This window comes from Sphingomonas sp. CCH9-F2, assembly GCF_001556735.1.
Classification (GTDB): Bacteria; Pseudomonadota; Alphaproteobacteria; order Sphingomonadales; family Sphingomonadaceae; genus Sphingomonas; species Sphingomonas ginsenosidimutans.
Genome location: NZ_LSJO01000487.1, coordinates 1 through 947, shown reverse-complemented (window position 1 = coordinate 947; position 947 = coordinate 1). Strand labels below are relative to the sequence as shown.

Annotated in this window: 1 protein-coding gene; it reads right to left on the bottom strand. The window is 73.8% G+C overall.

The features are described 5' to 3' along the window. Positions 1-56: 56 nt before the first annotated feature. Positions 57-947, bottom strand: an 891-nt coding sequence (locus tag AX685_RS13790; RefSeq protein WP_156445811.1) for an oligosaccharide flippase family protein, incomplete at its 5' end; no start/stop codon positions are given.

The following is a 947-nucleotide window of genomic DNA, read 5'->3' as shown; positions in this document are numbered from 1 at the left end:
CGTCGGCACCTGCCGCTTCGACGGGCGCACCTATCTGGACGAGACGCGCGCCGCGATCAGGCGGCTGGCCGCGGCCTGACCAACGACAGCAGCGCCGCGATCGAGGTGCGTGCGAACACCAGCAGCCACCCGGCATAGACCGCGCCCCCGGTGGCGACCAGCAGGCCGAGACGCGTCGCCGCGGCCAGCGGCGGCAGCGCGCGGTCGACCAGGAGGACCACCGCCGCCATCGCGAGCGATGCGCTCACCGCCGGCGCCGCCGCGCGGACCAGCTCGCCCGCGCTCACCCCGATCACCGGCAGCGCGCGCCGCGCGCCGATCGCCAGCAGCAGCGCAAAGGTCGCGATCCACGACGCGGCCAGCGCCATGATCCCCCATTGCACGCTGACGATCACCGCCAGCGGCGCGATCACCGCCGCGGCGGCGCCATTGGCGGTGGCGATGCCCGGCCGACCCAGCGCGTCGCATGCCGGGCCGAGCAGGACGTAGAGCGTATAGGCCGGCATCGACAGCGCCAGCAGCGCGACGATCGGCGCGGCATCGTGCCAGTGCGGGCCGAGCGCGGTCAGCACGATCGGCTCCGCCGCGCTCGCCAGTCCCATGTAGAACGGCATCGCCACCACCATCACCGCGCGCACCAGCGTCAGGAACGCCCGCCCGACCGCGCCGGGCGTGCCCTGCAACCGCGCATAGGCGGCGAACGCCACTTCGTTGAGCGGCGGCACCACCTTCGACACGACGATCTGCACCAGGAACAGTGCGGTGGCGTACAGCCCCAGCGTGCGCGCATCGACGATCCGCCCCGCGATCGCGACATCGGCCTGGCTCCACACGAAGGCGAAGAACTGCCCCGCGGCAACCAGCCCGCCGTACCGCGCGAACGCCCCCGCACCGCGAAACGCGAACGACGGTCGCGGCACGCTCCCCGCCGCGATCGTCAGCCCGAT